10 protein-coding genes are annotated in these 13,309 nt (G+C 72.7%); 4 read left to right on the top strand and 6 right to left on the bottom strand.

Annotation, left to right across the window (positions count from 1 at the left end):
• Positions 1-404 precede the first annotated feature (404 nt).
• Positions 405-1,745 carry a PAS domain-containing protein gene (locus WMF17_RS28500; RefSeq protein ID WP_437596322.1) on the bottom strand — a complete coding sequence of 447 codons (1,341 nt, stop codon included), beginning with the start codon at positions 1,743-1,745 and terminating at the stop codon, positions 405-407.
• A gap of 292 nt (positions 1,746-2,037) precedes the next feature.
• On the opposite strand from WMF17_RS28500, the gene WMF17_RS28495 reads away from it, so the two are divergent.
• Positions 2,038-4,428, top strand: a complete 2,391-nt coding sequence (locus tag WMF17_RS28495) for a glutamine amidotransferase (protein ID WP_437596320.1) — start codon at positions 2,038-2,040, stop codon at positions 4,426-4,428.
• Between the two features lie 131 nt (positions 4,429-4,559).
• On the opposite strand, the gene WMF17_RS28490 is transcribed toward WMF17_RS28495, so the two are convergent.
• From WMF17_RS28490 to WMF17_RS28470, 5 genes are all read right to left on the bottom strand, one after another.
• Positions 4,560-5,681, bottom strand: a complete 1,122-nt coding sequence (locus WMF17_RS28490) for an SMP-30/gluconolactonase/LRE family protein (RefSeq protein WP_437596319.1) — start codon at positions 5,679-5,681, stop codon at positions 4,560-4,562.
• 574 nt (positions 5,682-6,255) lie between these two features.
• Positions 6,256-7,827 (bottom strand): hypothetical protein, encoded by a 1,572-nt coding sequence (locus tag WMF17_RS28485; RefSeq protein ID WP_437644218.1) that lies wholly within the window; start codon positions 7,825-7,827, stop codon positions 6,256-6,258.
• Positions 7,828-7,960: 133 nt separating this feature from the next.
• Positions 7,961-9,040, bottom strand: a complete 1,080-nt coding sequence (locus WMF17_RS28480; RefSeq protein ID WP_437644217.1) for an ABC transporter substrate-binding protein — start codon at positions 9,038-9,040, stop codon at positions 7,961-7,963.
• Positions 9,040-9,822, bottom strand: a complete 783-nt coding sequence (locus WMF17_RS28475; protein WP_437644216.1) for an ABC transporter permease — start codon at positions 9,820-9,822, stop codon at positions 9,040-9,042. Before WMF17_RS28475 ends, WMF17_RS28480 begins: the two co-directional genes overlap by 1 nt.
• A 232-nt stretch (positions 9,823-10,054) precedes the next feature.
• Positions 10,055-10,186 carry a hypothetical protein gene (locus WMF17_RS28470; protein WP_437574097.1) on the bottom strand — a complete coding sequence of 44 codons (132 nt, stop codon included), beginning with the start codon at positions 10,184-10,186 and terminating at the stop codon, positions 10,055-10,057.
• Between the two features lie 573 nt (positions 10,187-10,759).
• Between WMF17_RS28470 and WMF17_RS28465 the strand changes: the two genes are divergently transcribed.
• From WMF17_RS28465 to WMF17_RS28455, 3 genes are all read left to right on the top strand, one after another.
• The gene (locus WMF17_RS28465) at positions 10,760-11,419 is read left to right on the top strand and encodes a hypothetical protein (protein ID WP_437644215.1); all 660 of its coding nucleotides are present in this window, start codon (positions 10,760-10,762) and stop codon (positions 11,417-11,419) included.
• Between the two features lie 58 nt (positions 11,420-11,477).
• Entirely contained in the window at positions 11,478-12,125 is a 648-nt protein-coding gene (locus WMF17_RS28460) for an HAD family hydrolase (RefSeq protein ID WP_437596314.1), read from the top strand.
• 146 nt (positions 12,126-12,271) lie between these two features.
• Positions 12,272-13,237, top strand: a complete 966-nt coding sequence (locus tag WMF17_RS28455; protein WP_437644214.1) for a hypothetical protein — start codon at positions 12,272-12,274, stop codon at positions 13,235-13,237.
• Positions 13,238-13,309: the final 72 nt, after the last annotated feature.

The following is a 13,309-nucleotide window of genomic DNA, read 5'->3' as shown; positions in this document are numbered from 1 at the left end:
GCAGCATGGGCCGACAGGGGCATTGCGCCACTGCTGCCACGAGTTGAATCCGTGAGAGGTCCGGACCGTCGCGCCTCGTCGCGCTGATGCCGCCCGCGAGGTCCCGACCCACCACGGTGCCTCCACGGGAGCCTGCGACGGGGTCACGAACTCTCCATTTGTATGAAAAAATTCAATTCTTTTGATCGGGACCTTCTTACAGGCTGAATTTCATCCTCCGCGATAGGTCCCGACCCTTCCTCGGCCTCGCAGACGAGCGCCGGTGCTGGTCGCGACCTCCCTCGCTCCTCGTTTTTGACCGGCCGGGTTGATCCCACCACGTCGCGAACCGGCGGGCCCGTCGACGGGCGCGACCGCTTCACCGTCGCCGGGCTCACCGGCCCTGCCGATCGAGGAGCTCGCCGTCACCGCCGGGCGTGACGCAGGGCGTGCGCGATGCCGCTCTGCAAGGTGCTCAGCGTCGTGATCCCGGAGAGGTCCACGCCGAGCGTGACAAGCGTCTGGGCCACCTCCGGGCGGACGCCCGTGAGCACCACGCGGGTGCCGAGCAGCTGGGCGGCGCGCGCGGTCCGCGTCAGCGCGTCCGCGACGAGCGTGTCGACGGCGCGCACGCCGGTGATGTCCAGGATCGCGGTGTGGGCGCCCTGTCTCGTGATGCCCGAGAGCAACGTCTCCATGATCTGCTCCGCGCGCCCGCTGTCGATCGTCCCCACCAGCGGCATCGCCACCACCCCGTCGGCGAGCGGGATGAGCGGCGTGGACAGCTCCCGCAGGGCGGCCTGTTGCCCGGCGATGATCTCCTCCTGAAGCGCGGCCCGCTCGGCCTCCGCGCGCTTCAGGGTGGTGATCTCGGTCACGACGCCGCCGAGGCCGATCGGCTCGCCGTGCTCGTCGTGGATCGGGAATTTGACCGTGAAATAATGGAGTCGATCGTCGCCGAGCGGCAGCACCTCTTCGAACTGCATGACCTGACCGCCGGCCATCACCTCTCGCTCCTTCTCCGCGAGCATCTCGGCGATCTCGGGGGGCATGGAGCCCTCCCTGTCATCTCTTCCGATGAGCTCGACGCCGTGCTTCTGCAAGGTCTGCGCATAGGCGCGGTTGACGAAGACGTAGCGCCCCGCGATGTCCTTGACGAAGATGGAGCTGCGCGCGTTGTCCACGAGCTGCAGGAGCATCTGGTAGCGCCCGTGCACCGTCCGCTCCCTCCGTCGCTGGTCGCCGGTGTCGTCGACGATCGCGGCGATCTCGCGCGCGTCGCCCCGGTCGTCGCGCAGCACGGCGTAGGTCCACCGGCAGACGAGCGCGTTTCCCTCTTTCGTCCTGGCCGCGCTCGCTGTCGCGGCGAACCGGCTCTCTTCCCGCGTGAACTCGAACGCCCGCACCGCGGCAGGGGACACGGGATCCGCGGCCACGAGGTCGGTCAGCCTGCGGCCGACGGCCTCGCCCGCGCTCCAGCCGAACATGCGCTCGGCCGCGTCGTTCCAGCGTGTCACCGTGCCGTCCAGGCGCCAGTAGACAACCGCTGGCACCGCCGTGGGCAGGCCGTCGAGCGCGGCGTGAGCGTCCGCGCTCCCCGCGCCGTTCAGCGCCCCGTCGTCTGGCGCAGCTCCGTTCGGCGCCGCGCCGTCCGGCGCGCGACCGTCGGACCGCTCCGCCAGCGCCTTCTCCAGCTCCGCCACGCGCGCGCGCAGCTCCGCGTTTTCTTCTCCAAGCCGCCCGGCTTCGCCCAGATCGTCGCGCATCTTCGACAAGATTACGAGCCTACGCGGAGCGTCGCCGGCGTTTCAAGGTCGCTGGCAGGGCTGTTCGATGTTGCCTGGCAGGTCGCCGCAGAGGCGGTGCTGGGCTGGGACACGCGGCGTCGATGTGAGCGCCGGGCTGGGACACCCTCGGCCCGATGTACTAGGCTCCGCCCGTGTCGCGCGCCCTCGACTCGCTGCTCGCGCTGTCGCGTTCCCACGCAGCCGGCGCATCCAGCGGGCCACCCTCTTCGCCCTCTCCTGCTCGCTCTGCTCGCTCGCTCCCGGAGCGGCCGTGACGCGGAGCTTCGCGCCCTCGGGGGATCTCTCCTCGCCGGTCGTCGCCGTCGCCTGCGTCGTCGCCGCGCTGAGCTTCGGGCTGCTCGTGCTGGAGCTCGTCCGCTCGCGCGGCCGGGCCGCCGCGGGGGCGGGCGGCGGCCGCGGCGCGGCGCTCGGCACGGCGCTCACGGGCGCGCTCGCCGTGCTCTGCCTGCTCGCCGCCATCCTCCGCCCGGTCGCGGTCGTGTCGCGCGGGAGCCTCGTGGGCCCGAAGGTCGTTGTGCTTGTCGACGGCTCCCGGTCCATGGACCTGCCCGGCCTCGCGGGGACCCGCCGCGACAGCGCCCAGCTGGCGCTCGCGGAGCTCGGGAAGCGCTCCGACGTCCGGCTCTCCCGCTACCTGTTCGGCGAGGGAGCGCCGCTGCCGGCTGACGCGCAGGCAGGCGATCCCGGCGGCCTCGCGCCCGCGCCGGGCGGGAGCGCAGGCCCCGCGCCGGCGCCGGGCGGGAGCGCAGGCCCCGCGCCGGCGCCGGGCGGGAGCGCCGGCGCTCCTGCGCCCGCCGCGCTGGCCGCGACGCCGGCGCGAGGCCGGCCGCAGCGCCGCTCGGACCTCAGCGCCGCCCTCGAGGCGCTCGCCCGCGCCGCGGACGAGCGGCCGTCGGCGTTCGTCGTCGTCTCGGATGGCCGCCTCGACCGCCCGGGCGCGGAGGGCACCGCCGCGGCGACGCGGGCCGCGCTGGAGGGGCTCGACGTCCCGGTGCACACGGTCGCGGTGGCGACCGAGTCCGTGCGCGACGCCAGCGTCCGCGCGGTCCGGACCTCCGGCGCCGCCGTCGCCCACCAGCCGCTCTCGCTCCGGATCGACATCGGCTGCAGCGGCGGCCTCGCGTGCGACGCGGTCCCCGTCGTCGCCCGCGAGCTGCGCGAGCAGGGCGCGCCCACGACGCTCGCGACGGGCACGGCGCACGTCGAGGGAGGCGTCGGCACGGTCGAGCTCGGCGTGACGCTCGACCGCGCCGGCAGGCGCATCCTGGAGGTGGCGATCGACGCGCCGGACGGCGACGAGCTCCCCGAGAACGACGTCCGCTACGTCACGCTCGACGTCGCGCGCGATCGCATCCGGGTGCTCCACGTGGCGGGCCGGCCGACGTACGACGTGCGCGCGCTCCGGATGTGGCTCAAGGCCGACGCCTCGGTCGACGTCGTGGCGTTCTTCATCCTGCGCACCCCGGGCGATGAGGTGAACGCGTCGTCCGACGAGCTCGCGCTGATCCCCTTCCCGGTGGACGAGCTCTTCAGCGTGCACCTGTCCAGCTTCGACGCGGTCGTCTTGCAGGACTTCGACGCCGCGCCGTACGGCCTGACCAAGCACCTGCCGGCGCTGGCCCAGTATGTCGACAAGGGCGGGGGCCTCATCATGGTGGGCGGCCCGAACGCCTTCGTGCAGGGCAACTACGCGCGCACGCGGCTCGCCCGCGTGCTGCCGGTGGATCTCGACATCGGCCGCGCGCCCCCGGATCTCGGCGCCTTCGTGCCGCGCATCACCGCCGCGGGCCGCACGGCGCCGGTGCTCGCGCCGCTGCTCGCGCTGATCGGCGACGAGATGCCGGAGATGCCGGGGACCAACGTGGTCGGCGATCCGCTCCCCGGGGCGATGGTGCTGATGACGCACCCGACGCGCACGACGGCCTCGGGCGCGCCGATGCCGGTGCTCTCGCTCGGCGAGCACGAGAGCGGCCGGACGATCGCGCTGACGCTCGACGGCAGCCACCGCCTGCTCTTCAGCGCGTTCGCCTCGAGCTCGGCGGGCCGCGCGCACGGCGCGTTCTGGGACGCCCTGCTCGGCTGGCTCATGCGCGACCCGCGCTTCGAGCCCGCCGCGATCGAGCCGCGCGGCGGCTGCCTCGCGGGCGAGGAGACGGCGCTCGTGCTGCGCCCGCTCGCGGGGCAGCGGGGCGAGGCCAGGGTGACGATCGCGCGCCTCGGCAGCGGCACGGTCGTGAAGACGCTGAGCGCGCGGATCGGGGAGGGCGGCGAGCCGATCGAGCTCGCGGCCGGCCGCCTCGAGCCTGGCGGCTACGCGGCCACGGTGGAGATCGTCCCGGCGGAGGGCGCCGCCGGCGACGCGAAGGGCGCCACGACGAGGCGCGACTTCGCGTGCGAGCGCGGCGGCGACGAGTGGGCGGATCCGCGCCCGGACGTCGCGCGCCTGGAGGAGATCGCCAGGGCGACGGGCGGCGCGTCGGTGCTGCCGTCGGCCGCCGGCTCGCTGCCGCTGCCGGCCGCCACGCAGGTGGCGGCCGAGCGCCACGTCGCGCCGCTCCTGCCCCCCTGGGCCTGGACGGTCGCGGCGGCCGCGGCCCTCGGCGCGCACTGGATCGTGCGGAGGCGCGGGGGGCTCGCCTGAGGGGGCCTCGCCTCGAGGGGGGGTGCTGTCAGTCTCCCCGCCCCGCGCGATGAGCCCCCTTCCGCTCCCCCGCCCCGCGCGATGAGCCCCCTTCCGCGGGACGGGGCCGCCCGCGGGCTACCCGCCTCGCCTCAAGGAAGCCACGGCTTCTCCAGCGGATCTGCCTTGTCGCCGACCCACACCCTCAGCACCCCGAAGTGGTCCGGGTTCCCGCTGAGGAGCGCGTGGTTCACGATGAGCAGCATCTTCGCCGCGTCGTTGAAGGCGACGTTGGCGGGCGCGTCGAGGGGCATCTCGTCTCCGGGCGAGCTCTCGATGCGCGCCTCCTCGACCCCGTGCTCGTCGAGCACCGAGATGGCGTTGGCCGCGGCGAGCGTGACATAGAGCTTCCCCGATTGGCCGAACGCGAACCCGTCGGGCGCCTCGCCGGCGGTGTAGTCGTGGACCAGCTCCAGATCGGCCTCCTCCGGGGCGTCGACCAAGGGGAGCCGGTAGATGGACCCGAGGCTCGGATCCGACAGGGAGAAGGTCACCGAGACATAGACGTGCTCCCGCAGCGGATCGAGCCTGATCCCGTTCACGCCGAACGGCTGGGGGGGCGCTCCGGCGAGCGCCTGGCTCTGGAACCAGATCTGCGGCGCGCCGCCCCCGGGCGCATAGCGGAAGATCGTCGCCTGGAACGAGTCGGTCACATAGGCATAGCCCTCCTCGTCGAAGACGATGTCGTTCGGGATCGGCGGCACCTCGAAGGGCGTCGGCGAGCACGCCTCTCCCGGCGCGGCCGCCACGCACGCCGGCAGATCCGGCAGCGGAGCGCCGTAGGTCTCCTGGACATATCCGTGTCCAGTCTTGGTGAAGCGCAGCAGTCCCAGCTGCGTGCTGAGCGCATAGACACGGCCCTGGCCGTCGACCGCGATGCAGCTCAGCGCATGCTCCGCGCCGAGCGCCTCGCCCGCCACCGTGATCGTGCCCTTCAGGACCTTGCTGTCCCTGTCGTGAACGAAGATCTTCGACGGCCCCTGACCCGCGGTGCCGAACGTCGCCGGGCCAGACACGAAGACCCGATTGCCATCGACCGCGATCCCCTCAGGGAACCCGGGAGACGCCGGGAACGTCGCGAACGTCTTGATCTGGCCGTGCCATTCCCCGTGCGCCCGGGCCGAATCTGCGATCAGCGCCGACGCGATGGAAAGCAGCGTCAGCGCGCCGCAAACAAGCCCAGTTCTGCTCGAGCGCGATAGTTTTGACTGCATAAAATGCGACATGCTCCCTCCTGGGTCCGTGGTCCACGGACCGGGGTTGTCGAAATGAACGCCATCGAGATGCCAAGGTGCGATCGGCCCGGCTTCGTCAAGCCGAAGACGCGTCCATGATGGCTGGAGTATATGCCGATGAGCCAATCGGCTGTCGAGGTAAATTTCCTTCGATCATGAAGTCGCGGTGAGGCGGCTGCGCGATGCGGTCAGGCTCCTGTCTTTACTATGATTGAATCTGCGGCTTTACGCGTTTGCGCCCCCGCTGGACCACGTGCTACCACGTGTTGACATGAGTGGCTAACAGGCGCGTGTCGTCCTGTGATCGAATGTGATTGATTCGCGCACCAAGCGATGTCTTGTCGGCGCCGGCTCGGCGCGACGCGGCGCGCCGGCGTCGATCACGCAACGGCGTCGGGTACGGGCCGTGTGACGGGAGCAGCGGGAGCGCCGCCCCGCGCCTGGTCAGCTTGTCTGGATTGCGCAGGTCCAGATCGCGTCGATGCCGGCGGGCGAGACGTCGTGGCCCGGCGCGCCGCGCTGGCCTCGACGTCTCACCCGCCGGACCCCGCGTCTACGGCCGCGCCGGCCAGGCGACGGGCGTCGGCACGAGCCGCGGCTCGATGGTCCCGTCGCCCAGCTCGCCGTTCCTGTTGTCTCCCCAGCAGAGCATCTCGCCCGTGCGCCTGAGCGCGCAGCTGTGGTCCGCTCCGAGGGCCAGCTCGACAACGTCGGTCAGCTCGAGCGGCTGCGGGAGCAACAATGGATCCTGCGTCCCGTTGCCGAGCTGACCCTTCGTGTTGTCGCCCCACAGGAGCACGTCGCCGCTGGCCAGCACCGCGCCGGAGTGCCTCGCGCCGAGCGCGAGCCGGCTCACGTCCACGAGATCCGGGATCTCGCGCGGCGCCGCCTCGACGTTCTCGGTGCCTGTCCCGAGGCGGAACTGCGCTCCCTCACCCCAGCAGGAGGCCACGCCGGTCGCCGGCGCGGCGCACGTGTGCAAGGCGCCCGCGGCCGTGAGCGCGACGCGGGTGAGGCCCGGGAGGGTCTTCGGGACGCTCGACGCCTCGAAGGTGCCGGAGCCGAGCTGGCCGCTCTGGTTGTGGCCCCAGCAGCTCATCCGCCGCTCGCCCATCCGCTCGATCATGCCCGCGCAGGTGTGCGAGAGGCCGGCGCTCACCGAGGCCACGCCGTCCAGGACCACGGTGGGCACGTACAGATCGGCCTCGTCGCCGTAACCGAGCTGGCCGGAGCTGCCTTCGCCCCAGCAAAAGAGATTGCGCGACGTCGTCACCGCGCAGGTGTGGCTCCCGCCGACGGCGACCTGGGTCGCGCCCGCGAGCTCCTCGGCGCGCACGGGAGAGAGGGAGTTCGTCGCCTCGCCGTCGCCGAGCTGCCCGCTGTTGCCTGCGCCCCAGCACGCCACGGCGCCGTCGGTCAGCACCGCGCAGGTGTGCGACCGCGCCGACGAGATGCTCGTCGCGACCTTGGCGGCGCCGCCGCCGAGGCCGACGACCTGCCTCGGGATCGGCCGATCCTGCTGCAGCGTGCCGTCGCCGATGTTGCCCCAGGTGTTCCTGCCCCAGCACCAGACCGTGCCGTCGCTGAGCACCGCGCAGGTGTAATCGGTGCCGGCCGAGATGTGCGTGGGCACGACGCAGGCACCCTGCCTGCACTGGCCCTTGCAGGGGTTGTCGCAGCTGCCGCAGTGCGAGAGGCTCGTGAGGAGATCCACCTCGCAGCCGTTCTCGGGGTCCTTGTCGCAGCTGCCGCGGTTCTCCTCGCACGCCGGCGACTGGCAGACGCCGTCGCGGCAGCTGGGCAGGCCGTCGAAGGCCGAGCAGACGACGTCGCACGCGCCGCAGTGCTCCGCGTCGGTCCTCGTGTCGACGCACGTGTCGCCGCACACCTCGCCGCCGCCCGGGCACCCGCCGCCGCTGCCGCCGCTGCCGCCGCTGCCGCCGCCGCCGCTGCCGTTGGTGCTGGAGGTCGTCGACATGTCGGGCGGGCGCGCCGTGAACTCCTCGCCGCACGCCCCGGAGGCGACGGCGACGGCGACGACGACAGCGGCAGGCACGTACGCCGCCGCGGGGGGCAGCGAGGCGGACGGGAGCCGGCTGGCCCGAGGTCGATGCGTGGAAGCCATGGAGGGCGCTTTCCCTTGCGTTGTGGCGCGGCAGCGCCGTGGGGGGCGCGACGCGCGCGCGAGCCGCATTCTAGACGAAGTCGCGGGCCGAGATCTCGCCTCGCGCTGCGCGCCGGCTGGCCTGCCGCTCCGATCAGCGCGCGGCGACGAGCAGATCGTCGATCGGCGGCACCTTCTCGAGCACGCCGAGGTCCACGAGCTGCTTCGCGAGCGTCTCCCAGCGTTCGCGGGTCATCACGCCGAGGCCCTTCTCCTGGGTCTCGGGGGTCTCGATGAGCGGCCGCTGCGCCTCCGCCGCGGCGACGAAGGTCTCCGCGTCCATCGCGGTGTTGAGCGGGGCCATGACCTCGTTGGCGCGCTTCGGATCGTGCAGGTAGGTGCGCCAGCCCTCCCGCGTGGCGCGGATGAACGCGCGGACGCGCTCCGGGTTCTCCTTCCAGAGCGCCGCGCGCGTGATCACGACCACCACGTACGGGTTGAACCCCTCGCTGGCCACGAGGAACGCGGCGGGATCGCTCCCCTTGCGCTTGGCCGCGATCGGCTCGGCGGTGATGAAGCACTGCTGCGAGAAGTCCTTGTCGGCGACGAAGCGGGCGACGCCGCCGTCGTACGGGACGACCTTCACCTTGTTGAACCCGTACTTCTTCTTGAGGTACGCCGCGTAAGGCAGCCCCGGCTCGATCGCGAGCGTGCCGCCCGACGCGAGGATGTCGGCGATGCCCTTCGCGCCGCGGCTCTCGTGGGTCATGATGGCCTGCGGCGAGGTCTGGAACACGGCGAAGAGGGGGAGCACGTCCGCCCCGCGGGCGCGGGCGGTGAGCACCTCGTCGGCGCCGGAGAGGCCGAAATCGACCTGCCCGCCGGCCACCATCTGGACGACCGGCACGCCGGCGCCGCCGCCGAGGATCTCGACCTCGAGCCCCTCCTTCGCGAACGCGCCGGTCTCGCGCGCCGCGTAGAACCCGCCGAACTCGGGCTCCGGGACCCAGTTGAGCGCGAGCTTCACCTTCGCGGCCGGCGCGCCCTGGGCAGGCGCGCCCTGCGCGCCCTGCGCGCCCTGGGCGGGCGCGGCCGGCGCGCTTCCCTGAGGGGAGGGGGCCGATGAGCGTCCATCGCCTTCCGGCGACCGCGAGCACGCGGGGGCGAAGAGGGGGACGGCGATGAGGGAGGCGAGGCGCTGGAGGACCAGCCGGCGACTGTCACGGGAGTGCATCAGCGATTGATCTCCGAAGGATGCCAGCGCCGCAAGAGCCGCTTGCCGGCGAGGTCGACGGCGCCGAACAGCGCGAGGCCGAGCGCGGAGGCGAGCAGCACGGCGGCGAAGAGCAGATCCGTGCGCAGCTGGCGGTAGGCGGACAGGACCAGGATGCCCAGGCCGGCGGCGTCCTCCGAGAAGCCGGCGACGAACTCTCCGACGATGGCGCCGATGACGGCGAGGCCCGCCGCGATCCGGAGCCCGGTCACGATGTGGGGGAGCGCCGAGGGCAGCTCGAGCTTGCGGAGCATGGCGAAGCGGCGGGCGCCGTAGAGCCGGAAGAGATCGCGCAGCGCGGGCTCGACGGAGCGCAGGCCGGTGAGCGTGTTCGCGATGACCGGGAACACGGAGACGATGAACGCCGAGACCGCGACCGCGCGCAGGCCGGGGCCGCACCAGAGCACGAGCAGCGGGGCAATGGCGACGATCGGGACGGTCTGCAGGAAGACGGTATAGGGGTAGAGCGCCCTCTCGAGCGGGCGCGACGAGGCGAGCGCGATGGCGGCGAGCACGCCGACCGCAGCGCTGAGGCAGAAGCCGGCGAGCGCCGCCTTGGCGGTGGTGAGGGCGCCGGCGAGCAGGGTAGCGGCGTCCCTCGCGCCCGCGCGCGCCACGTCCGAGGGGGGCGGCAGGAGATAGGCGGGGATGTCGAGCGCGCGGGCGAGCACCTCCCAGAGCGCGAGCAAGAGCACGAGCGCGGCGAGCGGCGGCGCCACGGCCTGGAGCAGAGTCGGTCGCACGGCTCGAGCCTCATAGCGCGACGCCGCCGCGCCAGGAAGAGGGCGCGAGCGCCCTGCGCGCTCGATGAGAGATGGGGTGGAGAGCGACGCATCGCGCGGCCGGTGCCTGACCGCGGTGGATCTCTATGCGTCCGGAACACCCGCGACGGCGGGCGGAGGGTGGGCTTGGGCGAGAGCGGGTCTTGTCGAGGCGGGGCGTGAACCGCGCCGAGCGCGGCGCCTCTCGGCCCGACTACTTGCCCTTCTTGGCGGGCGCGGCCGGAGCCGGCGACGCCTTGGCTGCCGCGGCTGCTTTCTTCTGGTTCTTGTCCGCAGTGTCCTGCTTCTTCTGACGATCTTTGGCCTTCGGAGATTTGTCACCCATGGGAGCACCGCCTCGGTGGACGCGTTGGTAAAAAATCCACCTTGATCGAGGGTAGCACCAACTCCGGCGGCGAAGTCACGAACTTTGTATTTCGCGATCGCGCACGTCTCGCCGTCTCGCTGCCTTCGCTCGCCCACGGATAAGCAGGACGGCCGGGAGACGGTGGGGCCTTCAGCAAGGCCGCCTGCTTGCTCCGGGCGATGCGCGGCTGCCGGAGGTGTCCACGGCGTGGACGCCGGCCGCCCACCGGCTGGGCGACGGTTCCCGGAATATGCCTGAAAACAAGGGTATTTTACCAGGCACCGGGCTTGCTGAACCGCCTGAGCGAAGGGCACCGGGAAACCGCCGCGGTCTGCCGGCGTTTACCGGGTTCACCGGGCCCGAGGGGAACCTGTCATGAGAGCCACGTACCGAGACGATGAGGACGTTGCCCGCCTACATATCGAGTCGCTCCTCGCGCGCCACCGCGAGCAGGTCGACGCCATCCCGGAGTCCCTCCGTCGCCTGTACGGTCGCCGCGTCGCCCGAACGCTGGCCGGCCAGGTCGCCCTCGGCGGCGCGGCCCTCGTGGTCATGGCCGCGGCCGCGCCCCCCCTGCTCGGCGTCCTCGACGACGGCGCCGCCACGATCGCGCTCCTCGCCGCGTGGGCGACGTCTGCGCTCGCCGGCCTCGCGGGCCGGGAGCTCGCCGACGGGAGGCTCCGGCGCGCGCTCTCCCGCGAGATCCAGCGGAGCGGCGACGTGCACGCGGACCGCGCGCGGATCGAGGCCGCGGCGCCCGAGGCGCGCGTGCGCGGCATGATCGACGCAGAGGAGCGCCGCAGCGTCGCGCTCCCGCTCGCCGGCTTCGTGGCGCTCGCGCCGCTCACGCTGCACTTCGTGATCTACTGCTGCTTCGAGGGCTGGTACGCCACGCTGAGCGGCCTGACCGAGGACTTCGACGGCTGGGTGCGCGCCGCCCTGGTCCTCGTGGGCCACGTGCACGCCCTCATCGCGTACCTCGCCTTCCGCTACGCGCGCGCGATCCACGCGGCGTCGACGTACGAGCTCGCCGCCGGCGCTCCCAAGGGCGCCGCCCGCGCGCTCGGCTACGCGACGCTCGCGAGCCTCTTGCCGGGCGGGATCCTCCTCCTCCCGCCGCTCCTCGTCCTCGCCACGGGCGCCGCGTTCCTGCCCGTCTTCGCCCTCGCCCGCGGGCGCATCCTCGCCGAACGGCGGCTCATCGAGGGGTAGGGCCCGCTCCGCGAGGCTCGCTTGCCGGCCTGGAGGGGCGGCGCTAGGAACGCCCCGCGTGTTCAAGGCCATCCTCTGGGACAACGACGGCGTCCTCGTCGACACGGAAGGGCTCTACTTCCAGGCGACGCGCGAGACGATCGCGTCGGTCGGCGTCGAGCTCACCGTCGAGGACTATCGCCAGCTGTTCCTCGTCGAGGCGCGCGGCGCCTGGCACCTCGCCAGCGCGCGCGGGGTCGATGATGCGGCGGTGCGGCGGCTGGCCGACGAGAGGGACCGCCGCTATCTCGAGCTCATCGCGGGCGGAGACCTCCTGTTGCCCGGCGTGCGTGAGATCGTCGCGACGCTCGCCGCGCGCTTCCGCATGGCCATCGTCACGAGCAGCAAGCCCGAGCCGTTCCACCGCGCGCACGCGACGACGGGCCTCCTCGCGTGGTTCGAGTTCGCGCTCACGCGGGACCAGTACGCGCGCGCCAAGCCGGATCCCGAGCCGTACCGGGTCGCCTGCGAGCGGCTGGGACTCGCCGCGCAGGATGTCCTCGTCATCGAGGACTCCGAGCGCGGGCTCCGGTCGGCCAAGGCGGCGGGCCTCGCGTGCTGGGTCGTCCCGTCGCCGCTCACCGCGCTGTCGGACTTCACCGGCGCGGACGAGGAGCTCGGCTCGCTGCGCGAGGTGCTCGAGCGCCTCGGGGGAGATCGAGCGTGATCTCGCGCTCGGGCGATGACCTGGCTCACAGCGCCCGCCCGCACACCCCCACCGCAACGCGTCGCCGCGTGGATTTTTGCACGGCCCAGCCGGGGACTGCATGAGCGTCTGGCGGTTTGCGAGCGGTTCGTGGCACCTTCGCGCCCGTGGCTTCCGGTGACGGCATCTCGTTCATCGAGCTCGTCGTCCTCGGCTGGTCCTCGGCCACCGCGGCGCCGACGCCGATCCCCATTCGCCTCGACTTCGACGCGCCGGCGGGCTGCGCGACGGTCGACGATCTCTACGACGGCATCCGCGCCCGATCGGATCGCGTGCGGCAGGCGGAGGACGGAGAGGGCGGCTGGGAAGTGCGCGTGCGGCTGATGCGCGTCGGGTCCAGGGTCCACGGCGAGCTGCGCGTGATCCACGAGCGCGGCGCGACGGACACCCGCACGGTCGAGGCCACGTCGTGCGAGGTCGTGATCCAGGCGCTCTCGCTCACCGCGGCGCTCGCGCTCGACGAGGTGGCCGAGGTGACAGCGCCCCTGCCGCCGCCCTCGCCGCCCCCGTCGCCCCCGCCGCCGCCGCCCGAGGCCCCGCGCCAGGGGCGGCCGTTCACGTTCGGGCTCGGAGCGCAGGCCCTGGTGACGCAGGTCGTCTCGCCCTACGCGAGCCTGGGCGGCGCGCTCGTCGCCCGGGCGACCTTGCACACGGACAGCGCGCTGAGCCCTTCACTCGGCCTCTCGCTGACATACACCCGAAACGACATCCTGCAGGGCACCGACAACGCCCTGATCCACTGGACGGCCGCTGTGCTCACCGCCTGCCCCCTGCGCTGGCAGATCGCCGACATCTTCAGCGCGGAGCCGTGTGTCGTGGCCAGCGGCGGCTGGTTCACGGCGACGGGGGAAGACATGTCGAACCCGAGGTCCGCCGTGCGGTCGTGGTGGAGCCTCGGGGCCCTCGCGCGCGCCGCCGTGCCGCTCGGCGGGGGCACCGCCTTCGAAATCGAGGCGGGGATCGGCGTGCCGCTCGTTCGTCGGCGCTTCACCATTTCCTTGCCGACGGAAACGGTCGGTGAAACGCCTGTGATCTCGCCGATGGCGGCCGTCGGGATCGTGCACAGCTTCTGAGGCGGTACTTCCGTGATCAACTCGATGCAGCCTGGGAATTATGAGACATGGACGGCATCAGGAAGCAGCGCG

Origin of the sequence: Sorangium sp. So ce362 (assembly GCF_051519845.1) — a bacterium.
GTDB lineage: Bacteria > Myxococcota_A > Polyangia > Polyangiales > Polyangiaceae > Sorangium.
Note: the sequence above shows the minus strand (reverse complement) of the source record. Positions and strands in the feature narration are given on the sequence as shown.